The 23427-nt window shown below is 59.3% G+C and carries 9 protein-coding genes and 1 pseudogene; 4 read left to right on the top strand and 6 right to left on the bottom strand.

The window, feature by feature from the left end:
• The first annotated feature begins 47 nt into the window (after positions 1-47).
• Positions 48-1577 (top strand): UxaA family hydrolase, encoded by a 1530-nt coding sequence (locus tag ACPYOP_RS30260; protein WP_481413931.1) that lies wholly within the window; start codon positions 48-50, stop codon positions 1575-1577.
• A gap of 11 nt (positions 1578-1588) precedes the next feature.
• Here ACPYOP_RS30260 and ACPYOP_RS30255 read toward each other — a convergent pair whose 3' ends face one another.
• From ACPYOP_RS30255 to ACPYOP_RS30245, 3 genes are all read right to left on the bottom strand, one after another.
• On the bottom strand, positions 1589-2584 hold the full coding sequence (locus ACPYOP_RS30255) for a GntR family transcriptional regulator (protein WP_481413929.1): 996 nt from the start codon (positions 2582-2584) through the stop codon (positions 1589-1591).
• 225 nt (positions 2585-2809) lie between these two features.
• Positions 2810-4063, bottom strand: coding sequence for an 8-amino-7-oxononanoate synthase family protein (locus ACPYOP_RS30250; protein WP_481413928.1), 1254 nt, complete (start codon positions 4061-4063; stop codon positions 2810-2812).
• Between the two features lie 148 nt (positions 4064-4211).
• A complete protein-coding gene (locus ACPYOP_RS30245; protein WP_481413927.1) occupies positions 4212-4913 on the bottom strand; it encodes a winged helix-turn-helix transcriptional regulator in 702 nt (233 codons plus the stop codon).
• A 273-nt stretch (positions 4914-5186) separates the two neighbouring features.
• On the opposite strand from ACPYOP_RS30245, the gene ACPYOP_RS30240 reads away from it, so the two are divergent.
• The gene (locus ACPYOP_RS30240) at positions 5187-6122 is read left to right on the top strand and encodes a nucleotidyltransferase and HEPN domain-containing protein (protein WP_481413926.1); all 936 of its coding nucleotides are present in this window, start codon (positions 5187-5189) and stop codon (positions 6120-6122) included.
• A 182-nt stretch (positions 6123-6304) separates the two neighbouring features.
• Positions 6305-6520: a hypothetical protein gene (locus ACPYOP_RS30235; RefSeq protein ID WP_481413925.1), complete on the top strand. Its 216-nt coding sequence runs from the start codon at positions 6305-6307 to the stop codon at positions 6518-6520.
• Between the two features lie 8 nt (positions 6521-6528).
• Here the strand turns inward: ACPYOP_RS30235 and ACPYOP_RS30230 are convergent.
• The 3 genes and pseudogenes from ACPYOP_RS30230 to ACPYOP_RS30220 all read right to left on the bottom strand — a co-directional run.
• Positions 6529-6918: pseudogene (locus ACPYOP_RS30230) on the bottom strand (DNA ligase D); the annotation flags it as partial.
• 106 nt (positions 6919-7024) lie between these two features.
• A complete protein-coding gene (locus ACPYOP_RS30225; protein ID WP_481413924.1) occupies positions 7025-7303 on the bottom strand; it encodes a hypothetical protein in 279 nt (92 codons plus the stop codon).
• 171 nt (positions 7304-7474) lie between these two features.
• Positions 7475-21901, bottom strand: a complete 14427-nt coding sequence (locus ACPYOP_RS30220; protein ID WP_481413923.1) for a T1SS-143 repeat domain-containing protein — start codon at positions 21899-21901, stop codon at positions 7475-7477.
• Between the two features lie 408 nt (positions 21902-22309).
• Between ACPYOP_RS30220 and ACPYOP_RS30215 the strand changes: the two genes are divergently transcribed.
• Positions 22310-23353, top strand: a complete 1044-nt coding sequence (locus ACPYOP_RS30215; protein ID WP_481413922.1) for a type 1 periplasmic-binding domain-containing protein — start codon at positions 22310-22312, stop codon at positions 23351-23353.
• Positions 23354-23427 lie beyond the last annotated feature (74 nt).

The following is a 23427-nucleotide window of genomic DNA, read 5'->3' as shown; positions in this document are numbered from 1 at the left end:
TGTCTATTGCTAGCAATAGACATTAATCCAACCATACGGAATTTCTCATGTCCGCCGTTTCGCCTGTCATCCTGCTCAATCCCATCGACGATGTCGCGGTTGCCCGCGTGATGATCCGCGCCGGCAGCACGACCGGCATTGACGGCCTGATCGCCGTCGACCAGATCCCGCGCGGCCACAAGGTTGCGGTCCGCGACATCCAGTCCGGCCAGGAAATCCGCAAATTCGGCCAGCCGATCGGCGTTGCAACGCAATTCATTCCGGCTGGCGGCCATGTCCATCTGCAGAACCTGGCGGTGATCGAATCCGAACACCCCTACCAGTTCAGCGTCGACATCGAAGAGATGGGCATGCTGCCGCGCAAGGACTGTCGGACCTTCATGGGCTTCGATCGCGGAGCCGGCGGCGTCGGCACGCGCAACTTCATCGGTATCATCACTACGGTGAACTGCTCTGCGACCGTCTCGAAATATATCGCCGAGCATTTCAATCGCACCGGAGGCTTGGATGGCTTCGACAATGTCGATGGCGTGGTGGCGCTTACCCATGGCGGTGGCTGCGCCATCAGCACCCAGTCGGAAGGCTATCGCTATCTGGCCCGTACCCTACAGGGCTATGCCCGCCATCCGAATTTCGGCGGTATCCTGATGATCGGCCTTGGCTGCGAAACCAATCAGATCGCGCCCATTCTTGAGCATTACAAGCTCGAGGAGGGAAATCGCCTGCGTACCATGACGATCCAGGATCTTGGCGGCACCCGCAAGACGATCGGGGCCGCGTCCGAAATGATCAAAGACATGCTGCCGGAGGTGAACTCCGCCAAGCGCACCGTTCAGCCCCTATCAGGGATCAAGCTCGCCTTGGAATGCGGCGGCTCGGATGGCTATTCGGGAATTTCGGCCAATCCGGCGCTCGGCTATGCTTCCGATCTTCTCGTGCGCAATGGCGGTACATCGGTTCTGGCGGAAACGCCGGAGATTTATGGCGCGGAACACCTGCTGACCCGCAGAGCGGTCACGCCCGCGGTTGCCGAAAAGCTGCTCTCCAGGATCGACTGGTGGCGCGACTATACCCGCCGCAACGGCGCGGAACTCAACAACAACCCGTCCTACGGCAATAAGCTCGGCGGATTGACGACCATCCTCGAAAAATCGCTCGGCGCGGTCGCCAAGGGCGGCTCCATGCCGCTGAAGGCCGTCTACGAATATTCGGAGATCGTCGACGAACCCGGTTTCGTCTTCATGGATACGCCCGGTTACGATCCCGTTGCCGTCACCGGCCAGGTGGCCGGCGGCTGCAACGTCATCTGCTTTACCACCGGCCGCGGATCGGTTTCCGGGTTCAAGCCGGCACCCTGCGTCAAGATCGCCACGAACACCGAAATGTACAACCATATGCGCGAGGATATGGACATCAACTGCGGTGACATCGTCAGCGGCGACGACACGATCGAGGCGGCCGGCGAACGGATCTTCGAAGAGATCATCGCGGTCGCCTCCGGCAAGAAGACGCTGAGCGAGACCTTCGATTATGGCGACAATGAATTCGTTCCCTGGCAGGTCGGCGCCATTACCTGACGCCGTCCCGATCAGATGATGAAGCTGTATTCGTCCGGCTGGTAGTGCTCACGAATATAGCCGGCACGCGCCTGCACACTGGGCTGCGAATTGCTGATGTGATCCCGCATGGCTTTTCGCAGCCCCTCTTCGTCGCGCTTTTGCACCATTTCGAACACGCCGATATGCTCCACAAGAAACGGTTCATGCTCCGGTCTCTTGATGCGACTGCCGACGATGTGCTTGCTGAGCGTCAGGATGCAATGCGTCCGCTTCAGGATGCTGAGGAATTCCTTGTTCGGGCAAGCCTGAAGGCTGCGCAGATGCAGATCGAGCTCTAGCTCGTACATGGTCGAGGCTGAAACATCGGGATAATCCGCCAGCGCCTGCGACAGCCGCCCGAGCATCGCGTCGACATGGTCTCTGGAAAGTCCGCCCAAGGCGCTTGCAAGCGCCACTGGCTCAATCTGCTCGCGTACCTCGTAGAGGTCGCGGATGCGCTGAGCGTCGAGCGGCACGATCGACCAGCGAAAATTGTCGTCCTTTTCCGTAATGCCGAGCGTCTCCAGCTTCAGCAGCACATCGCGCGCCACCCCCCGCCCAACGCCGAAATGCCGCGCCAATTCATTTTCATTGATACGGTAACGACCGAAGAAGGAGCGATAGACGACAATGCGTTCGACGTCTTCGTAGAGTGCCTGCCAGGCAAACGCGGGCCTGCCGCTGTTTTCATCAAACAACCTGCCAAGGCAATCACTCAACTTGACCCGTTTCGGCGATGTTCCCGACGCCCCGACAATAAAACCGCGGCCATCGAACCGGGCGATCAGACCATCCTCAAGCAATAGCTGCAGCGCCTGGCGCACCGGCGCGCGGCTGCTACCGATAAGGCCGGCAAGCGCTGCCTCGGTCACCACAAGCCCATCCGGCACGACTCCTGCCAGAATTTCGGCCTTTAGTCGCCCGTAAAGCTCCTCATAAAGCCTGGTCTTGCGCAGACCACCGCCATCCAAAAGTGACAGGTTCATCTCGTTTCATGTTTCACCAGAAAGATCAGCATCTTCGCTATCGATATTACCACGTCTGGTTCGAAACCCTCCTCTATGCCTTACCGCAAAGGCTTGTTCGGAAGCAACATTGCCTACGCACCTGTCTGTTTGACAATATGTAATCATAAATCCCCCAAATATCGCAGCAACATCAGCAGTCGCGAAAACCTATCGGAGATGGAAAAGAGCGTTAGTGAGAATTCCTCACCCCACGGCTCTTTTGATCTCCTCCTTGATAGCAATAATCGCTGCACAGACGGATTTGATCTCTTCATCCGTATGGTTTGCGGTCACGCAGAGACGTAATCCCGCCTTACCTTTTGCTGTCGTTGGGAAGAAGATGGCCGAGGTGTAGAAGCCCTGCTGAAAGAGGTTCCTCGCAGCGCCGATGGATAGTAGCTCGTCGCCAAAATGCACCGTCCGGATGGGCAAGGCCGTGCCTTGCTGGCTTGAGGGCAGCAGGTGGTCAAACAAGGCTATTTTAGACTGGAGCATTGCTTGCAGCTCAGGCAATCGGGTTGACCGATGCAGCTTTGCCGAGGCCAGGCTGGCCCCGATTGCTGCTGTGTTAAGCGAAGCGGAAAACGCATGCGCCACTGCAAATCTGCGAAATAATAGTTCCTGTTGGGCGGTCCCCAGCATCAGTAGGCCGCCAGAGGCTCCGAACCCCTTGCCGAGTGACGCCGCGATGATGGTCCTATCGCCCAATTCACCGATCTGTGATTTTGCGAAGCCCTCGCCAGACTTGCCGAAGAGCGACACGCCATGGGCGTCGTCAATATAAAGAAACAGGCCATATTTCTCCTGTAAGCGTAGCAGGTCGGCGATGGGAGCACTGCCCCCCATCGAATAGACGCCGTCACAGATATAGGCGACAGCCTTGTTGCGACGGCATAGGCGTTCAAGCGTATCCATATCATTATGGGCGATCGTCTCCACCCGCGTCTCGGCCGCGATTGTGCCCTTGTGGTAGGCAAGGGTCGCATGTGCCAACCGATCAAACACCACGATCGGTTTTGCTCCACCGGTCAGATGTCCGGAGGTGATCAATGGCAAGGCACTCATGTTGGCGGCAAGCACCGTTGTATAGGTAATCACTCGTGCGGCAAACAGGTCTGAAAGAACGTCTTCCAGCTCGCCTATCGCGGCAAAATTGAGCCGGGTACGAGCGCAGGACCAATGCAATGTTCCCGCATTGCGCACGGCATCAATAGCGCCGGCAACGATGTCTGGATGGTTATCCAGGCCTAGATATGAGCATCGGACAAAGTCGACGATTGCCCGATCTTCATAGTTCAATCGGACGGATCTACCCTGAGAAGGATGGGCGTAGATCGCCATGATCCCTTCAAAATGCGCTGCCTCGAAATGGCGCCCGGCGATATCGATCAATCCGGCGGTATTGCGATGAGTTGCTTTATTCCTCCAATCAAGACGTGTCGAGTTGCTGTTTTTCATAGTTCAACCTCTGGTCGGCTTAAGAACGGATCAGAGGTTGAAATTCGTGCTGCTCGACATCAACAAAGCATGCCAAAAACATTCCGGAATTTAAGTTTTCGTGAATATTACTTGGTCGGTCATATGTGAAGCTCGGCGACAATCGCGCCTAAGCAAAATCGGCGGCATAGCCGCTGGAGCGAACCGTGCGGATGATGTTACGGCCAGTCATCTTTTTCAACATGCGACGCAAACGTCCGACATGGACATCGACCGTGCGTGGTAGCACGTAATAATTCGGTGGCCATGCCGCTTCAATGAGTTCGGCACGGCTGAACACACGGCCAGGGGCTTGAAGCAAACGCCACAGGAGCTTGAATTCAATCGGGCCTAGCTGGATGGCCTCGGAACCGTGCCTGACCAGCCTGTGAGTTGTTTCCAAACTAAGTTCCCAGACGCTGAAAGTGTTGCTACGGGCCTCGCGGGTCACCCTGCGCTCTTGATGCCCACCCGATATCAGAGATTGCAAATATGCCAGGATCCTCGCCGGTGAGACCGGTCGAATAAAACTCTCGCTCACACCAGCCTTGAGCAAATCAAGGTAGCGTCTCTCGTTACCACCCGGCATCAATGCGAGTAATGGAATATGCGCGGTCGCGCGATCGGCCTTAAGCATCGTGCAAATACGTAAGGCATTGTCTGGATTGTTTTCTGTATCGAGAACAATTGCCAGGACGGAGGTGTGCGTCCCGATTTGGTCGAGTTCGTCTTCGCCGAATAGCGCCGAACTGAATCCCTCTACTGCCAGGATATGACTAAAGAGCAGATACAGAAAAGGATTTTGCGACCAAAAGAGAACGACCGGATTCATTCGACGAACCCCTCTCGATTATCGTGGGTGGAAGCGCGGCGACCTTATTGTTGCATCAAAATGTCCGTCAAAATTGTCGACTTCAACGGAAATTCACGGATAAATATGCTATATCGCTCATATTCATATATTTTTCACAAAAGTCTAGTATATTTCTCCAATTTTTGATGCAACATTTTTGTTGCTTTCCGCGCCTTTTTCGCGCAACCTGTGGATTCGACGCGCAAGCTCCTTTATTGCAATCTCATGCCCATGAAAGACTCGTCATTGTTCATGAAGTCCAGCATCAACCACTTGCCGCCGCTCAAGCAACGGGAACTCGCTCGGGTTCTGGAGGTGCTGCATGACGAGTTCGAGGATGCGCTGAGGGGAGGCTCGGCAGATTTCAAGAAGCGCGGCCGCATCCTGAAAATCATCCTGTTCGGATCCTATGCCCGTGGCGGCTGGGTCGATGAACCACATACGAAAAAGGGCTATCGTTCCGACTTCGATATATTGATCATCGTCAACGATAAAAGGCTGACCGATTTCGACCGCTATTGGCAAAGGGCGGCCAATCGCTTCATGCACGATGAAGAATTCAAGACGCCGGTGAATTTCATCGTGCACTCGCTCCGCGAAGTGAATATTCTGCTGGAGCAAGGCCGGTATTTCTTCGTTGATCTGCGCCGCGATGGCATCGTGCTTTATGAGCTCGACGATCGGCCGCTTGCCACTCCGGGTCTCTTGAGACCTGAAGACGCCTACAGATTTGCCCAGGAATATTTCGAAGATCGGCTGCCGCACGCAGAGAAGTTTGCAAAAGGTGCCAACTTTTATTTGAACGAAGGCGATCTCAACGAAGCGGCCTTCCTTTTGCATCAGTCGATCGAGCAGGCCTATGCGACCTTGTTACTGGTTCTAACCAACTACAGCCCCGCCGCCCACAATATCAAACATTTGCGCAGCCTTGCTGAAGGTCAGTCTCAGCAATTAGCCGAGGCATGGCCACGTGATCAGCAGCGCTTCATCGCGTGGTTCAATATCCTTAACGAGGCTTATGTTAAGGCACGCTATTCAAAACACTTTGAAATCAGCCGGGAAGCGCTCATTTGGCTGCAAGGGCGTACCGCGGACCTGATCGACCGCGTGACAAAGGCTTGCCTGACGCATCTTGAAGCGTTGAAACAACAAATCAAAGACGCTGACCGACGCTCCGGTAATGCGTGAATTCGCCTTGATCGGAAAGGTTCCGAATCGTTTTGTAGCGAACAAGAGTTTCTACTCTAAACTACCACCTGCAAATGCCACGGACTGCCAGAAGTTTGTCGAAAATATCGACTGATGTGCCGCTGAGCACCAAAGTCCGGCTTCGATCTTTGTTCCCTGCGCCGGACGCAGGAGGCATTTGCATGTCACGAAACTCAACAACCCGCCCGATCGGCCACGATCATGGTGCCGCATTGGACGTCGCAGACAATAGTCATCAGATTGTCCAGGATATCATCGCCCTCCACGGCGATCAGGCGCCGACCGCCGCAGCCTGGTGCGCTTTCACTGCCTGGTGCGAAGGCGACGATGAAGACTATCAATTTTGGTCGGGCATATTCCAACGACTGCGCAATTAGTCCGGCGCGAGCCTGGCGACGCCATCGAGGATACGCATCCGCATCCACGAGCCATCGAACTTGGTCTCGTGGACTCAGCCTATGCCGACCGGCCGGCGCTCAAGCGTTTCGCACAACTGAGGAGCGATGAAATCAGGAAGATCGACTGGGGTGACTGTGTCCACCTCATCGTCATCCCGAGCGGCTGCCCTGCGTTCGGCGGCGGCCTGCTCCTGATTGCTGTCCCAGACTGCATCGGTCCGAACGTTCCCGCCTTCGACCATGAATGGTTTGGGCTTGCGGCCCTTGCCCGCTGCGATCATCTCGATCGGAGGGCGCGAGGCCACCGAAACGACGTTCTTTTCAAGGATCGCCGCATCATTTTCTTCGATTGAGAACTCGTCATGGTGCTTGATCAAAGGCAGCGTCATAACTGTCGCCGACGCTTCCGAGGCAGATTCGATTTCCGCCTCGGAGCGGGCTCCAAATACTTGCTACACTTATGCAGCTTTCCGCGGGCTCTTGTCAGTAGCGGTAGTAACGGCGATGGTGGTGATGACGATGCTTGTACCAACCGTAATGATGGCCGCGCCAGTAATGGCTTCGGTAGCTACGATGCGATCCCCAATGGTGAGGCCGGTGATGTCGCGGGCCATGCCAATGGCGGCGGTAATGGACCGTTTGAACGGATGACTGGACCTCCGGTTTCGTCATGTTCATCATCGGTGCAGCCGATGCAGCACCCGCACCAACCAACAGGCCGACGCCAAGGAGCGCCGCAAGCAGACTTTTAAAGATTTTCATAGCGAACCTCCACTCTTTCATCATCCTGAAACCGAACGGCTGAACAGAGCATGAATGGTTGCCCCACGCACCTTCCGATTAGCGCGTTGCTGGACCATCACTGAGGCATCAACTTCGATAAAAGCGGCGCCTTAGGCGCCGCTTCAAGACATGGGTTCTGACGGAATGGCGTCAGGCGCCAGCGGTCTGCGTATGGGTCGCAAGCTGCTCATCGTGGTTGTTGAACAGCACGTGGACGGCATCGTGGCCGGTCGGCGCGTAGTTCTGCAGCGTGGCGACGACATGGGTTTCCAAGCCGGTGCTGATGCTGATCTTCGTCGCATTGGTTGCGGTATCGACCGCCGCCGTCATCGACGAGACAGCACTCGCCTCGGTCATGCCCGGATGTTCGCCCACCAGCGCGTTCAGCAGGTTCGATACATCCAGCTTGTCGCCCTCTCCCTTCGGGCTGAAGTCGGTGATGACGTCGGCCATGTTGAGGTTGTGCAGAGCCTTTGCATCGAGCACGAAAGTATCCGCGCCGGCACCGCCGGACATGGTGTAGCCGCCGCCACTCGTCAGCGTGTCGCTGCCATCGGTGCCATAGAGGTGGCCGACACCGCTGAAATCGATCTCGGCATAGTCGCCATCGTGGCTAAGCGAGAAGTCGCTGGCCAAGTAGTCGCCGGTGAGACCGATGGCGGCAGTGTGGATACCGTCGGTGACGGTCAGTAGGCCACCAGTTTTCGCCTCGTTTTCCGCATAGGAGAAGCTGGCGGTCGCGCCGGAAATGTCCCCGAAGTGCAGCGCGTCATTGCCATCGAGGCCGGCGATCGTGCCGGTGAAGGCCGCCGCATGGTCGATGGTGATGGTGGACTGGGCGTCCTTGCCAAGCGTGATCGCCTCGTTGAACGAGCCGCCGATCTCGAGGTTGGCGTGACCCGACAACAACACCGTGCCGCTGCCGCTGACATTACCCTCGAGATTGATGTTGCCGCCATTCGCCCAGAGTAGGCCGTCATTGACGACGCTGCTGTGTATGTCGAGGCCGCCGATCCCGGTCGCCTCCAGCGTGCCGGTGTTGCTCACGGCGTTGACACCAGTGTCGATGACGAGCGCGTGGCTGCCGTCGGCAATGATCGTGCCCTCGTTGACCAGCGTCAGGTGACCATCGCCGAGCTGGCCAGCGCCGGAAACAGTGTTGTCAACATTGGTCAGCGTGACATCGTCGCTGCTACCGAAAATCATGTTGGACGCATCATCGGACAGCGTCATCGTGCCGCCGCCGGTCAGCGTGAGGCCGTGCTGCACGATTTCAAAGGCCGTCTCGCTGCCGGTGGAGGCGAGATGGATGCTGCCGGTGTTGTCGAGCGTGCCGCTGAACGGCATCAGAGCGCCGTCGCTAAGCACCATGTCGCCGGTATTATGCGTGACTACGCTCTCGTTGAAGAGGAAGTCGTCCGCCGTAAGAGCCGCGGCGCTGACGCCTGCCAAGGTGATGGTCTCGCCATCGCCGAGCGTGATGACGGCATTGCCCGACGCGTCGGTCGACAGGTGGGCTTGAACATCCGCGAAGCTGTTGAAGCCTGCGAAGCCGACCAGATCGATCTTGTCATGCGCCGTATCGAAGTTGTGCACGACGTCCGTGCCGATGGTGTTCGCAAAGACCAGCGTGTCGTTGCCGCTCGATGCGATGAGCGTATCGTCACCCGACCAGGCGAAAATCGGCGAACCCTTGGCATAGGCTTCGACATTGTCGGCCACAGTGGCCATTCCAATCGATCCGTCCGGATTGATCCAGGTCTCGGTGATCTGGAGGACCACCGCGCCGGTTGCACCGTCAGGCGAGGTTACTGTCAGCGCCGACGGATTGTTCGTCACTACAGACCAGGTGCCATCGGCATTATGCGTGCCTTCGCTCAGCGTCCAGCCTGCCGGTACTCCAGCAATGCTCATCGTCACCGTACCGACGTGATTTGACGGATCGGCAAGGGCGAGATTGATGGCCTCGCCGGAGACACCGGCCGGCTTGAATGTCAACACATTGCTGTTTGTCCCGGCGTTGCCCGCAAGATCGGTATAGCCGGTCCCCGAAACTGAGGCAGATTTCCAGCCGTTGTTCCAGTTGAAAATATTCGCCGTGTAGATGTCCTGGCCGGAGGCATTCACGCCAACATGAAAAAAGTTGTATAGTGAATAATTACTATCCTGAGTAACGCTACTACTATTGAACCCAGACACCGCCTCGCTGAAGGTGAAGGTCATCACGCCGCTGTTCTGCGTAATGACAAGTGTGGGGCGAGTCGTATCGATCTTGATATCATACGCGCCGCTCGTCGACAGCGGGCTGGTGGTACCAGCATCCGTGAGAGAGGCCCGGAAGTTATAAGTCGATCCGTTCGTCAGCGTCGGTGTGGTAATATCGACATATCCATTGCTGATGTTGGTCGCCGTCAGCGTGACCGCCGAGCCGAGTGCGGTCGTGCCGTTATAGAGCTGCACCGTATCACCATTTACGGCACCGGTTCCGGTCAGGCTCACGCGGACACCAAGGTTAGTGTCATCCGTCACCGCGCCGTCAGCCAAGCTGCCTTGGATCGACCCGACATTGTCGGTGACCCGGCTGATGCTCGGTGCCAAGACCGACTCGTTGGTGCCGTGGATGGTTACAACGATATCCTGCGAAGCTGTTCCGTCCGCGGACGCTACTGTCAGCTTGTCCGTAACCGTCACCCCCCCGTTCAATGCCTGCACATTCGAGGCAGAGTTGTTGAGGGTGTAGCCCCAAACACCGGTCGTCGCATTGAAGGTGAACGTGCCGTAGGTGCCGGTCAGCGATGCCGGCGTCTGGAAATGGCTCTGGCCGTTGTCGACGTCGGCAACCGTCAGCACACCACTCGCCGTCAACTGACCATCCTCGGTGACCGAACCGGTCGCCGTGCCCGAGAGCGAGGCTGCGTCGTTCGTGCCGTTTACCTTCACCACGACCGTCTGCGTCGTGATGCCGTCCTGGCCGTCGCTCACCTGAACCGTGAAGCTTTCCTGCGGATGATCCGAAGCCGTCAGCGAATTGGCCTTCGATTGATCCAGGGCATAGGTCCAGGTGCCGTCTGTACCGACGCTCAGCGTACCATAAGTGCCCGTAACCGACCCATTTTGATTGGCCGTCTGGCTGCCGCTGGCAACTGCCGACCACGTCAGGGACGTGCTGTCGACATCAGCCCCGGTCAGATGGCCGGAAACCATGTTGTGAGCGCTGTCGTTGGCAACGCCAACACCGGCCTCGGTCACGGCACCGCCGGCGCTGTCGCCATTGGCAATGGAGATCGTCGGCGCATCGTTGGTGCCATCGACCGTCACAACGACCGTCTGCGTCGTGATGCCGCCCTGGCCGTCGCTCACCTGAACCGTGAAGCTTTCCTGCGGATGATCCAAGGCCGTCAGCGAATCAGCCTTCGACTGATCCAGAGTATACGTCCAGGTACCATCCACACCGACGCTCAGCTTGCCATAAGCACCCGCGACCGATCCATCTTGATTGGCCGTCTGGCCGCCGCCCGCAACCAACGACCACGTCAAAGACGTGTTGTCGACGTCGGCTCCGGTCAGATGACCGGAAACCGTGTTGTGAGCGCTGTCGTCGGCAAGGCCAACGCCGGCCTCGGTTACGGCACCGCTCACGCTATCACCATTGGCGATTGAGATCGTCGGTGCATCGTTCGTGCCGTCGACCGTCACAACGACCGTCTGCGTCGTGACGCCGCCTTGGCCATCGCTCACCTGGACCTGGAAGCTTTCCTGCGGATGATCCGAAGCATTCAGCGAGTTCGCCTTCGACTGATCCAGGATATAGGTCCAGGTGCCGTTCGCATCGACGCTCAGCGTACCATAAGCGCCCGTAACCGAGCCGTCTTGGCCAGTCGTTTGGCCATTGTCCGCGACCACCGACCACGTCAGAGTCGGGCTGTCGATATCAGCCTCGGTCAGATGGCCGGAAATCGTGTTGTGAGCGCTGTCGTCGGCAACGCCGATGCCGGCCTCGGTGACTGCACCGCTGGCGCTGTCACCATTGGTAATCGAGATCGTCGGCGCGTCGTTCGTGCCGTTGACCGTCACCACGATGTCATGGGTCGTTCCGTCGACTGAGGAAACGGTGAACGTGTCGGTCGTGCTCTGGTTCACACCCAGATTCTGCACGGCTGACAGGCTGTTATCGACCTTGTAGGTCCAGCTACCGTCCTCACCGATCGTCAGCGTACCAAGATGCGTGCCGTCAGCGTTTATGGTCGCCGCCTGGATTTTGCTTTCGCCCCGATCCGCATCGCTAATCGTCAGCGTGCCGCTTGCCTGCAGATAACCGTCGGCGGAAACGTTCAGGTCTTCCGTGACGCCGCCAATATCGGTACCGGCGATCGCCGCCGCGTGGTTGACATGGTCCACCTCGATGGTGAAGGCGCCTGTGCCCAATGTCACAGAGTCACCATCGGAATCCGTGGCCTTCACATATTGCGAGAAGTCGAGCGTCTGATCCTTGGCGCTATCGATCGTCTGGTCAAGCACGAACGTGGCATGGCCGCTGGTGTCGACGGTCAGCGTGAACACCGTGACGCCGCCCGCCGAGCCGATGATCGTATGCCCATCCGTGCTGGCGAGCGTGATGGCCACGCCGTTGTAAGTCAGCTCGGTGCCGCCTGTCAGGGTACCGGAAGAAGTACCGGCTGCGACGGCATTCGCCGACCAGCCCAATGGGCTGTCGGCACCGGTGTTAACGAGCGAGGTCAGTTCCGCGGTCGTCGTTGCGGAGTGTTCGGCGGCCGTCACCACACCATCGTCGGAGACGGTTGCGACAATCCCAGTACCAGTCAGTACCGGCGCGTCGTCGGCGATATTGAACGTCAGGGTTTCCTGAGCCGTTTTGCCGTTCATGTCCGTCACCGTATAGGTGAACTGATCCGTATCTCCCGATGGGTTCGAGCCCGCATGGGTCAGCGTGTAGGTATAAGCACCGTTCGCGTCGATTACGAGATCACCGTAGGAACCGTGGATCGTCGTCGTCTGGCTGTCCGGAGCCGTTTGATCGACGCTTACCGCCGTGCCGTCGGCACCCGCAACGCTGGTGATATGCGGATTATCGAGGGTCCCCAGGGCGATGCTGCCTGTGGCTGTCAGTTCAGAAGGCTGCGGGTTGGAGCCGCCCGAAAGATTGGCTTCCGACAGCGGTGTTGTATCAATCGTCGGAGCGAAGACCGTCGGGGCGATGACGGCGGACGTCGTCTGCGTCGCGACATCGCTGAAGCCCTGGCCATCCGTATAGCTCACCGTCAGGATCAACGAATGCCCGACATCGGCGCTCGTCACCGTGTAGGACGATGCGGCTCCGAGAACAGTATGGGACTGATCGTCCGCCCAGCTCCAGGCGTAGGTCAGACCGGACTGCCCGTGATCCGGGTCGTTTGTCGCGATCGCCGCGTTCAGCGTGTCGCCTGCAACAAGTGCTTTGCCCGTATGCGTCGTCTGATCGGCAATCGAGACCTTCGCCGCGCCGTCGTCAACGGCGGTCACGGTGACTGTCATCGTATGAGCGCTCGACGTATCGGCGCCGCCATTGGCCGTGCCGCCATTATCCTGCACCGTGAAGCCGAAGTTTTCGGTTTCGGTCGCGCCGGCAAAGTCCGGCGAAGGCGCGAAATGGAGCGTTGAAAGCGCGCTCGCAGCGATGTGCTGGCCGACCGTGACGGCTGTCCCGCCGAGATAAAGCGTCCCACCCGTCGGCAGGCTGGTAATGGTGACGGATTTCAGGGTGTTGCCGTCGATGCTATCGCTAAAGGCGAAATCCTTCGACGCGAAATAATAGTCAGTATGCTCACCGGTGGAGGCGCTTCCATCCGCGGTAGCCGGTGCATGATTGACGCCGTTGACGACAATGCTGAAGGTGCCGCTGGTCTGGCTGCCGTCGCCGTCGGTGACCGTGTAGCCGATCGAGAGTGTCGAGGAGTGACCGAGTGCCAGGGCATCGAGTGCGCTGCCCGGCGTGACAGTCACGTGACCGGCGTCGATCGTGACGATGGACGTGCTGAGCACCGAACTGACAAGATCTCCGTTGGCGCTGACGCTATCGACATGGATCGCGCCGCTGTGCGCGGCTCCGTCGGCGCCGAAAGCGATGGTTCCGGCAGAAAGCGTGAAGATCTTGCTACTGGCGTTCTCATACATCGATCCCAGCGAAAGGGTGCTGGCGACCGGCTTGTCGTCGCTGATATTGAAGGTCAGAGTGGCAGTCTGGCTTTCACCATCAATCGGCGCATCGCTCACTTTGACGGAGAAGTTGTCGTGATTGCCTGCGCCGCTCGTCGCGCCGGTCAGCGTATAGGTGTAATTGATAGCTGTCGTGGTGACGCTTAGGATATGCAGCGTTCCGTGAGTGCCCTGAATGGTGGCGTTGGTATCGCCACTAGCGATTGCGGCGCCGACATTGAAGGTATGGCCTGCGATTGTCACGGTCGAAGGCGCATCGCCCGCTGAAATTGCGATGCTGCCCGAATGGACGTTGGCGACGCCAGCCACTCCCGTACCGCCCGGCAAACCGCTTTCGCTGACGCTTGATACCAGGCCGGCCGAATTGATTGTCGGAAGGCTGTCCGTGGCCGACCGAACGACGATGGTAACGGAGCCGCTGCCCAAGGTGACTGCATCGCCGTCGAAATCCGTCGCCGTCACATATTTCGAGAAGTCGAGCGGCAGCGTTTTGCCACCGTCGATCGGACGGAAAAGGTCGAATGTGGCGTGACCGCTCGTGGAGTCGACGGTCAACGTGAAGACGGTGACGCCGCCCGCCGAGCCGGTGATCATGTGCCCATCCGTGCTGGTGAGCGTGATGGCCGCGCCGTTGTAGGTCAAGCCGGTACCGCCTGTCAGGTTGCCGGAAGACGTTCCGGCGGCCACCGTGTTCACCGACCAGGTCAACGGGCTGTCGGCACTGGCGTGGACGAGCGAGGCCAGATCTACCGTCGTCTCCGCAGGATCATGGGTAGGCGTCGTCGTCGTGTCGGTGACATGGATGTTATCGACCGTGACTGTCAGCGAGTTGTCATGCGGATCGATCTCGAGCGACGTCAGCTGTTTGCCTTCGAGTGCGGTGCCAGCAGCGGAGAAGGTCGTGCCGGCAGTCGTCACCGAATAGGTGTGGCCCTGGGCGTCGGTGCCGATAATCGTGACCGTCTTGGACGAGGCGCCTTTGTGATCAAACACACCAATATCCATCTGGGTGAGGATAAAGGTCGTTCCCGTGTTGGACACGAGCACGACATCACCACCCTTCGACGATGAGCCCACTTGGCCGCCGCTGACGCTGCCTTCGGTTACCGTCAGTTTGGCAGTCGCAGGGTTTACCGTGTCAAAATCGACGGTGTAAGATGTCGTCGTCACCACCGGAGCATTGATCGCCGTTTCCGAGACCGTCGCTGAAACTGTGGCGTGATCAACCAGCGTCGGCACGTCATCGACGACGTCGACGGTGAAACTCTGCATGCCGTTCGTCGTGTCGCCGTCGCCATCATGGCCAGCAACCTGGAAGGTCAGCTTGATATCCGAGAGGTTGGTTTGACCGTTGATGTCATCGAGCGACTTGTAAAGCGTGAAGTTGTAGGCACCGTTGGTGTGGGCGCCATCCTGGGACAGAACAACCTTGAAGACCCAGCTCGCCTGGTCGGCGGCATTGCTGCCGGTGTAGGCGATGAGCGTCATGCCGTCACCGCTGAGCGAATAGGACAGCGCATGGCCGCCAGAGCTGAGCTTGGTCGCATCAAGCGTCTGATTATTGCCGTAGCTTGCGGTGAAATAACTGCCGTTCGAACGTGCTACGAAGGTGGCAGCATGGGCGGCCGGGCCATCAGCGCCGAAGGCGAGATTGAGCCCAACCGCGCCGGTGCTGATGCCTGAAGGCGACAGCGAACCCGAATTCGTCAGAAGGTCATGCTCGGCAAGCGTCTTCGTCAAGACGGCACCGCCGATCGACGGGCCATCATCATCGAAACGAATGCTGCTGCCGATGGAAACGAACTTGCCGACAGTGTCACCGTCGCTATCGGTCGCGCTCAGCACCGCCGAGAGCTTGCCGGTGAGATCGACCGTATCGCCGTCCGACTTCGACGTGTTCGGGTTGGCGAGCGCCATGTACTGCGCGATGCTGACCTTGCCGCTGTTATCGATGCGGATCGCAAAGGCGATTTCGCCATCGGCGATCTTGCCGACAACCGTGCCATTGGCAAGCTGCGAAAGCGTGATCGCCTGACCCGCCGTCGTCATCAGGCCGGAGTCAGCATTGTCGATATGAAGCGCCAGGCTGCTTGTTGCGCCCGACGCATCGTCGGCCCCCATCGAGACCGACGGCGAGACGACGTTATGCTGCGCATAGACTGTCGGCATATTTGGATCGTTGCCGCCGGTGATGCCGGCAAACAGGCTCTTGACCGAATTGCTGGCGCTGACGTCGTTGTCGCTACTGCCGCTCTCATCGATCGTGATCGAGCCCGTAAGGGCCAGATCGACCTTCGGCATGTCGTCGACGATGGTGACTTTCAGAGCGCCGGTCAGCGTTACGCTGTCGCCGTCGCCGTCAGTCGCCTGGATGACGGAACCGAAGTCGATAGCCGAGATCGCGCCATCGCCCGAGCGCAGATCGTTGCCAGGACCGGCGACATTGTCGAGCTGATCGTACTGCTGGAAGGTAAAGCTGCCGTCGCCGGACAGCGACAATGACAGGACCGGTCGGTCGAGAAGCGGATTGTAGCCGCTGTGGTGGTCGTTATCGACATAGCCGATGATCATATTGTTGACAACGGCATAGGAGAGCGCTCCGCCACCCGAAGTCAGATGCAGGGCGGTAAGCGTCGACGCCGCATTGGCGGTGAAGCTGAAGCTGCCGCCGAGCGCTGCGCCATCAGCGCCGAAGGAAACGGTGGACGCGACGGAGCCGGATACGGTGGCTGCAAAGCCGAAACCGACCAGTGCCGGCTGTGAGGACGATCCGTCATGCGTGCCGTCGAGCGGGCTGTTGCCATGCGACAGGAGATTATAGATGTCGCCTTCGTCGGCCCTGACTGCGATGGTCGTACCGGAGGCAACCGGAACGTCGTCGGTGATGGCGATCGCCAGCGAGCCCTTGGCCGTATCGCCGTCGCCATCCGTGACCGTGAAGCCGAAATTCAGCGTCAGGCTGTCTTCGGTGGTCGACGACGTCGAATGAACGAGCGGCGCACCAGCGGTGAAGCTGTAGGATCCGTCCGAGCTAATCGTCAGAACCGCAACGGTGGCATGGCTGGAGGCGCCGGTTGCCGTCCAGGTCGTCACACCGTTCGCCGCAGACGACGTCCAGCTCACGGCTTCTTGATGGCCGATGCCATGGCCGTCGACGTAGATCGCCTTCAGCGTCGGCAGGCTGTCCATCGACACGCTCTTGAGACCATCGGCGCCGGCCGAGAACAGAGCCCCTGCGTCGCCATTGATCGTCTTCGCGTCGGTGGCGCCATCCAGGTTGCCGTGTGCCTGTGCATCGTCGTTGAGCAGCGTCGAGGTAGCATCGACCTTAAAGGCGATCGGTGCATCATCCTTGACGGTGACCGTGAGCGCGCCGCTGGCCGTATCGCTGTCACCGTCGGTGATCGTGAAGTTGAAGGTCAGATCCTGCGTATTTTCCGCGGTCGGGCTTGCCTGATGAGCGACCGGCGCGCTGAGCGTGAAGCTGTAGGAACCATCCGTGCCGATCGTCAGCGTCGCGACCGTCTGGCCGCTGTCCTTGCCCGTCGCGATCCAGATCGTCTCGCCGCCCGCCGCAATCGCCGGGCTTCCCCAAACAACCGACTCGACATGGGCAAAGCCATCCTTGCCGGTATAGATGGCGCTGAAATCCGTCGTCGCTCCGAGCGTTACCTGATGCACGCCATCCGCGCCACCAATAAAGAGCGTGCCGCTCGCGCCACTGATGCTATCGCTATCGGCGACACCGACCGTGTCTGGGTTTCCGCCCTTCAGGGCATCGTCGTTCAACGTCACGCTGGTGATGGTGACGGTGTTTGCCAACGGCACGTCGTCCGTAACATGTAGGGTCAGCGAGCCGGTCGACGTGTCGTTGTCGCCATCGGTCACCGTGAAGGTGAAGGTCAGCGGCAAGCTTTCTTCCGCCGTGCCGGAGGTCGGATGGACCAGCGGCGCACTGGTGCTGAACGTATAGGAGCCGTCTGCATTGATGGTCAGCGTGGCCACAGTGTCGTGATTGGCGCTGAAGCCGACCCAGGTCGTCGCACCGCCGGAAACCGTCGGCTTGCCCCAGCTAACATCTTCCTGCTGTGCGAAACCGTTGGCATCGACATAGATGGTCTTCAAAGCCGGCAGGCTGGATTGATCGATCGAGACGCTCGCAAAACCGTCGGCCCCAGCGCTGAACAGCGCGCCGGCAGCGCCCGAGACGCTATGCGCATTGGCGTCATTGGCGTCCAGATTTCCGCCGATCTGCGCGTCATTGAGCGGCGCGGCAGTATTGTCAACCGCGTGAGCGACCGGCACGTCATCCTTGACGCCTACCGTTAGCGAACCCGTTGTCTTGTCGCCGTCGCCATCGGTGACGGTGAAATTGAACGTCAAGGACAGGGTCTCTTCGACGGCTTGTGCAGTCGGATGCGCAAGCGGCGCGCCGGTCGAAAACGTGTAGGAACCATCGCCGTTGATGATTAACGTGGCAACGGTCTCATGATGCGCGCTGCTGGCCACCCAGGTCGTGCTACCGTCGGCGACCGGCGCCTTGCTCCAGATCACGGCTTCCTGATGCGCGACGCCGTCCGCATCGGTATAAATCGTGGTCAGCTGCGGCAGATCCGAATGTGCAATCGTGACACGCTTGAACCCATCTGCACCCGTGTTGAACAGGCTGCCCGACGCGCCGCTGACGCTGTTGTATTCGTCAGTCTTGTCGGGGTTGCCGCCCGTGAATATATCGTCGTTGAGGAGGTGCTCAGCTGTGATGTTATTGGCGACCGGAAGGCTGTCGGCAACATTGAGCGTCAACGAGCCCGTCGACTTGTCGCCATCACCGTCGGTGACTTCGAAGCCGACCTTGAAGCTCTCGTTATCCGACCCCTTGGCATCGGCGAAAGCGCCGGACTGCACATAGGTATAGCTGCCATCGGCATGGACCGTTAGCGTGAAGATGACGTGGCCGGAGTCCTTGCCAGTCGCCGTATAAATCGTGGTGCCGGAGACGTCCCTCGAGGTGCTGTAGCTCAGCCCTTCGGTATGCGCGACGCCATTTGCGTCAATATTGATGGCTTTGAGACCGGTTGGATTGGTGAAAGTCAGCCGCGCAAAGCCGTCGGCGCCCGTGTTGAACAGGCTACCCGATGCACCGCTGACGCTGTCAGAGACGCTCGGCTGCTCGACAAGCAGGTGGACTGAAAGCGTATCTGTCCCCGAGGAAGTCGAGGTGGTGTCGTGGAGACTGCCCGACTCGACCGTCACATTATTGGCGACCGGGAGGCTATCGGCGACGTTGAGCGTCAACGAGCCCGTAGCCTTGTCGCCATCGCCGTCTGTGACTTCGAAAGCGATCTTGAAGTTCTCGTTATCCGAGCCCTTGGCGTCGGCAAAGGCGCCGGACTGGACGTAGGTATAGCTGCCATCGGCGCCAACAGTCAGAGTGAAGAGAACCTGACCCGACTCCTTGCCGGTTGCGCTGTAGATGGTATTGCCCAGATTGTCCGTCGTGGTGCTAAAGGACAAACCTTCCTTGTGCGCGACGCCATTGGCATCTATAAAGATGCCCTTGAGGCCAGTCGGATCGGTGAAGGTGACCTGCTGGAAACCATCGGCGCCGGCAGTAAACAGGCTGCCCGATCCGCTGCTGACGGAGTCGGCGGGGCCTTCCGGCGACTTCGGCTCTTCGCTCAGCTCTACGAGCGGGCGGAGCGGCATCTGCTCAGTCGCCGTCGTGTCGTAAAGGCTACCTGTGCCGACGGTGACATCGCTGGTGACAGGCTTGTCGTCGGCAACGGTGATGGTGAAGGTATTCGAGGCGGTGTCACCGTCAGAGTCCGTCGCCGTGAAGCCGAACGTCAGCTTGATGGCATCCGAGCCCTTGGCGTCATCGAGCGACTGCACCAGCGTAAAGTTATAATGGCCGTTGTCGGTCTCCGACATCGTCGCGTAGAAGACGATGTTCGAGCCGACCGCACCCTTGGCATCTGCGATCGCCGTTGGTGCGGCCTCGCCAGTATAACCAACCAGCGTGCCATCGGCCAACAGCACCGTATGAACTGCAAGACCATGGGAGCTCAGCGCCTCGCCATCCTGCCCCTCTGTCGAGACACTCGCGCTGGCGAAAGCGACAGAACGATCGCCCGCCCCGCTCTTGTCCGAGTTGGCGTTGTCGGCACCCCAGGAGATGTTGAGCGAGCCGGTAGTAATTGCATCGGTGTCGACATGCGGGGTCTCGTTGCCACTCGCAAGAGCGCCTTCCGTAACGGAGCCTGCATCGCCGGTTGCGGCCACCGGCTTGTCGTCAGCAACGGTGATGGTGAAGGTGTTCGAGGCGCTATCGCCGTCGGAATCCGTGGCCGTGTAGCCGAAGGTCAGCTTGATGGCGTCAGAACCCTTGGCGTCGTCAAGGGACTGCACCAGCGTAAAGTTATAGTGGCCGTTGTCGGTGTCGGACACCGTGGCATAGAAGACGACGTTGGATGCCGAGCTCGCCGTCGGAGCGGTCTCGCCGGTATAGCCGACCAGCGTGCCATCGGCCAGCAGCGCCGTATGCACGGTGAGACCATGCGAACTCAGCGCCTCGCCATCCTGGCCCTCTGTCGTGACCGTGGCATTGGTGAAGGCAACAGACCGATCGCCAGCGCCGCCCTGATTGGTATTGGCACTGTCGGCACCCCAGGAGATGTTGAGCGAACCGGTCGCAATCGCGTCCGTGGCGATATGCGGATTCTCATTGCCGCTTGCCAGTGCGCCTTCGGTGACCAATCCGGCATCGCCGAGGCCAGCGACGGGTTTGTCGTCGGCAACGGTGACGGTGAAGCTGTTCGTAGCAGTATCGCCGTCAGAGTCCGTTGCCGTGTAGCCGAAGGTCAGCTTGATGGCGTCCGAGCCCTTGGCATCGTCGAGCGACTGCACAAGCGTGAAGTTATAATGGCCGTTGTCGGTGTCCGACACCATGGCGTAGAAGACGACGTTGGTTGCGGAAGTCGCGATCGGCGCGGTCTCGCCGGTGTAGCCGACCAGCGTGCCATCGGCCAGCAGCGCCGTATGAACCGCAAGACCATGCGAGCTCAGCACTTCGCCATCTTCGCCCTGCGCCGTGACGGTGGCATTGGTGAAGGCAACCGAGCGATCGCCGAGGCCGCCCTGGTTGGAGTTGGCACTGTCGGCACCCCAGGAGATGTTAAGCGAGCCGTTTGCCGTCGCAGCGCCTGCGTCATGGCTTAGAGCTGCGTTGCCGGCAGCCAGCACCGCCTCGGTGACCGAACCCGCGGTCCCTGCGGCCGCAACCGGTACGCTGTCGGTGATGTCGACATGCGCGATGGACGCTACCGTATGACCGCTCGTGTCGGAGACCGTGTACCGGAATTGAAGCTGAAGTACGTCACTCGATGCATTGGCGCCGCGGGGGTGGTCGAGGGCAGCGAGCTGAGTGAAGGTATAGTCGCCCGTCGAAGCGTTGAATACCAGCGTGAAGACCGTAACGCCGTTGGCGATGCCGGTGACGGTCTGGCCGTTCTGGCTGACGACAACAGGAACGCCGCCCGAAGTTAGACTTGCAAGCTGCTGCGTGCCGCTGCCAGTGACTTCCGCCTCGCCGACCAGGGTGACGGTGGTGATCGCGGCATTAACGCCGCCGAAGCCGAAGCGGCCGGTGCTGCTTGCCGTGAGGAAGGCGCCCGTGCTGCTGCCGCCTTCGATCAGCGAAGCCGTTTCGGTCGCCTGCTGATTGATAAAGGGAACATGGGTCTGGGCGCCAGTCAGATTGCCGCCGTTACGGTCGCCGATTATGTCGCCAGGGCCAAGAAGGCCCAGAAGATTGAGCGGCGTGCGGGGGGTGCCAGCCTGACTGTCCGTGAACTGGTGGCCGGAATCCGTGCTGTTGCCGGCGTGGACCGAACCATCCGGACCTTCAGCGACGTTGATGCCCTGCTGCTGCAGCGCGGCGACCACGGCCTGCTGCGGCAGCGTGACTTCGCCGATCAGGAAGGTTGGAACATGCAGCGCTCCGTTGATAATGACGATGCGCGTACCGTCAGCCTGGATGAGGACAAGGTTGCGCCCCTCGACGTGGATGTCGTCGATGGAGGTGTTCGGCGGCAGATGGACGACATTGCCATTGTCGGGCACGATCTGGATCGGCGCCGGGGCGGCAGCGTTTTGCGGCTCGTTCGCAGCAAGTCGCCCCGTCTTGCCATTCGCCTGTTGCTCCTCGGCTTGCGCCACCTCGAAGGCTGCGACATCAGCATTTTGCGACAACGGCAGCGGTTGATTGGCACTGATGTCGGCTGCATTGCCCGTGTCCCGGCCACCTGATGCTAAATCATGCGAAGCAGCTTCGTGGTCTACGGTCGAAATGCGCAAGTCGTCCATGAGTCTGGCTCCCGGTGTATCGTATTTGCCGCAATCAATTACGGGAGCAGGCCGATTGCAATACTTCATTAACCTCACGGATATAGCCGGTTATGCGCCACCTCAGAATTATTTTACCGATGGTTAACTTAACCAAAGAACAACTCGTTAAGTATACTGCTTGACTTTACCTCGGCCGCGGTGTGCAAATGCGGCCCGATAGGCTGTTGCAGTCTGCCATAGAGAATCGGGGGAGTAGTTGTGCCGTTTGCGATCAGCCTTTCGTTGAGCCTTTTGACCGAGTGGCTGCCGCGCAGACCCCATCGGCGACCAGCATGCGGTGTCGCCCTCATTCTCTGTGCGGGCCTCTCCGGCTGCCAGATGGACGGTGTTGGACTGGAGAACAACAGCAAGAAGGACGACATAAAAATGCCGTCCACTGCCATTGAAGAGACCTATGGCGGCGACAGCGGCACGGAAATCACGCTATTGCTGCGCAAGGGTGCCGCAGGTCTGTATGAAGGGCCGGCCCGCGATGTGCGCGACGGGGCAGTACTTGGCGTCGGAGAACTCGGCAACAATCAGGTTCGGTTGCGCGTCAAGAACGTCGGTCCTGGACTTGCCGGCGTTGCCGCACAAGTCACGGCGGCCAAGGCCCGGAATGCCGCGCTGATTGTCAGCTATCTGCCGCCGGCCGAGACGGCTTCCATCGCTGCCATTCCACCCGCCCAGCGTCCGCCATTGCTTAACCTTGCAAGTTCGACCGCCACGACCGGCGGCGATGTCTTCAACCTTGCCTCGGATGAACTCGACAGCGCGATCGAGGGCCTCAAGGCGGCCGATCCTTCAGGCCACAAAAAGGTATCAGCGCTTGTACCCTCCGATTTTTCTCAATCCGACACAACGAGATTGAGCAATACCATCTGGAACAGCGGCAACACCTTCATGGGCCTTGGCCGCTATGGCGCGAGCGATCAGGCCGCTGATATCCTTGCCAAGAATCGACCGCTCATCCAGTCGGCCGAAATCGTGGTCATTCTCGGCAACACCACCGAAGTCGGTATGGTGGCAGGTGCCGTGCGCAGCGCAGCCATTCCCGGCCAGGCGCTGGTCGGTACCAACGGCTGGCCGCAATCGGCATATGCGATTCCGGCGGTGGCCGGCGCTTTTGTCGCAACCGACGACACACAAAGCAGCGGCCTCATTGCCGAGCGCTATCAACGCCATTTCAATCACCCGCTGACGACCCACGGTGCTTATGGCTATGACGCCATGGCGATCGCCTCCGGCCTCATCCGTTCCCAGGGGCCGCAAGCCATCACCGCAGCCAATCTGAGGAACAAGGTGGGCTTCCGCGGAACGACCGGGCTCTTCCGCTTCAATGCCACCGGCCAAGTGGAGCGCAGAATGGTCATCAATACCCTTGAGGGCGGCAAACTGAAGGTTTCCACACAACCCTCACAGTCGTTCTAGAGCGGGATGAATTTAGGCGGAATCGGAATTGGGATTCCCTTTTGTGAGCAAATCAGATTCACCATTCTGACCGG

Source organism: Rhizobium sp. KNZ2-6A (assembly GCF_056755475.1).
The sequence above is the reverse complement of the archived record's forward strand: the minus strand, read 5'-3'. Positions and strand labels throughout refer to the sequence as shown.

What these genes read in the sequence shown, in the direction of transcription:
- ACPYOP_RS30260 (WP_481413931.1), top strand. Translation starts at nt 48, where the DNA reads ATGTCCGCCGTTTCGCCTGTCATCCTGCTCAATCCCATCGACGATGTC.
- ACPYOP_RS30255 (WP_481413929.1), bottom strand. Translation starts at nt 2,584, where the DNA reads ATGAACCTGTCACTTTTGGATGGCGGTGGTCTGCGCAAGACCAGGCTT.
- ACPYOP_RS30250 (WP_481413928.1), bottom strand. Translation starts at nt 4,063, where the DNA reads ATGAAAAACAGCAACTCGACACGTCTTGATTGGAGGAATAAAGCAACT.
- ACPYOP_RS30245 (WP_481413927.1), bottom strand. Translation starts at nt 4,913, where the DNA reads ATGAATCCGGTCGTTCTCTTTTGGTCGCAAAATCCTTTTCTGTATCTG.
- ACPYOP_RS30240 (WP_481413926.1), top strand. Translation starts at nt 5,187, where the DNA reads ATGAAGTCCAGCATCAACCACTTGCCGCCGCTCAAGCAACGGGAACTC.
- ACPYOP_RS30235 (WP_481413925.1), top strand. Translation starts at nt 6,305, where the DNA reads ATGTCACGAAACTCAACAACCCGCCCGATCGGCCACGATCATGGTGCC.
- ACPYOP_RS30225 (WP_481413924.1), bottom strand. Translation starts at nt 7,303, where the DNA reads ATGAAAATCTTTAAAAGTCTGCTTGCGGCGCTCCTTGGCGTCGGCCTG.
- ACPYOP_RS30220 (WP_481413923.1), bottom strand. Translation starts at nt 21,901, where the DNA reads ATGGACGACTTGCGCATTTCGACCGTAGACCACGAAGCTGCTTCGCAT.
- ACPYOP_RS30215 (WP_481413922.1), top strand. Translation starts at nt 22,310, where the DNA reads ATGCCGTCCACTGCCATTGAAGAGACCTATGGCGGCGACAGCGGCACG.